The following is a 1,596-nucleotide window of genomic DNA, read 5'->3' as shown; positions in this document are numbered from 1 at the left end:
GTATTTCTGTTTTTCAAACGTGCAGCTTGTTTCGTTCAGCTTGGTTTCTCGTTCGCTGATGGTGCTCCTTAGAAAGGAGGTGATCCAGCCGCACGTTCCCGTACGGCTACCTTGTTACGACTTCACCCTCCTCACCGGACACTCTTTAGGCGGATCCTTCCTCGCGGTTAGGCCTCCGGCTTTGAGAGCACCCGACTCGGATGGTGTGACGGGCGGTGTGTACAAGGCCCGGGAACGTATTCACCGCGGCTTGGCTGATCCGCGATTACTAGCGATTCCAACTTCATGCAGTCGAGTTGCAGACTGCAATCCGAACTGGGGATGGCTTTCTGGGATCGGCCTGGCCTTCCGGCTTCGCTTCTCTCTGTACCATCCATTGTAGCATGTGTGTCGCCCTGGACATAAGGGCCATGATGACTTGACGTCGTCCCCACCTTCCTCCATCTTGTCGATGGCAGTCTCGCCGGAGTGCTCAGCTTTACCTGGTAGCAACCGGCAATAGGGGTTGCGCTCGTTGCGGGACTTAACCCAACATCTCACGACACGAGCTGACGACAGCCATGCAGCACCTGTTCAGGCTGAATGTATTGCTACATCCTCGCTCCTCTTTCGATTCGCTACTACCTGTATGTCAAGTCCAGGTAAGGTTCTTCGGTTTGCATCGAATTAAACCACGTGCTCCACCGCTTGTGCGGGCCCCCGTCAATTCCTTTGAGTTTCAATCTTGCGACCGTACTCCCCAGGCGGTATGCTTATCGCGTTAACTTCGGCACGGAACTATCGCTAGACCCACACCCAGCATACATCGTTTACTGCCAGGACTACCGGGGTATCTAATCCCGTTTGCTCCCCTGGCTTTCGCGCTTCAGCGTCAGTTCGCAGCCAGCAAATCGCCTTCGCCACTGGTATTCTTCCTGATATCTACGCATTTCACCGCTACACCAGGAATTCTATTTGCCTCTCTGCTTCTCGAGCTCTCCAGTTTCGTCTGCTATAAAGGGTTAAGCCCTTCCATTTGACAGACGACTTGAAGCGCCGCCTACGCGCCCTTTACGCCCAGTAATTCCGGACAACGCTCGCTCCCTACGTATTACCGCGGCTGCTGGCACGTAGTTAGCCGGAGCTTCCTCGCAGGGTACCGTCACTTCCTTCTTCCCCTGCAACAGAGGTTTACAACCCGAAGGCTGTCTTCCCTCACGCGGCGTCGCTGGGTCAGGCTTCCGCCCATTGCCCAATATTCCCCACTGCTGCCTCCCGTAGGAGTCTGGACCGTCTCTCAGTTCCAATGTGGCCGGTCGACCTCTCAGTCCGGCTACCCGTCTTCGGTTTGGTGAGCCGTTACCTCACCAACTGCCTGATAGGACACAAGTCTCTCCAAAAGCGCATCTCTGCCTTTCACCTTCCGGCTTATGGGGTATTAGCTCCGGTTTCCCGCAGGTGGCCCCCTCTTTCGGACAAGTCCTTGTGCTTTACTCACCCGTCCGCTGCTGAAATGTACCAATCAACCGAAGTCTCTCAATCCATCTCCGCTCAACTTGCATGTGTTAAGCACGCCGCCAGCGTTCGTCCTGAGCCAGGATCAAACTCTCCGTTAAA

Annotated in this window: 1 rRNA gene; it reads right to left on the bottom strand. The window is 55.2% G+C overall.

Annotation, left to right across the window (positions count from 1 at the left end):
- Positions 1-72 precede the first annotated feature (72 nt).
- Positions 73-1,595: ribosomal RNA gene (locus FYJ74_RS11560) — 16S ribosomal RNA — on the bottom strand.
- Position 1,596 lies beyond the last annotated feature (1 nt).

This window comes from Pyramidobacter porci, assembly GCF_009695745.1.
GTDB lineage: Bacteria > Synergistota > Synergistia > Synergistales > Dethiosulfovibrionaceae > Pyramidobacter > Pyramidobacter porci.
This window is presented reverse-complemented; position numbering and strand designations above follow the sequence as displayed.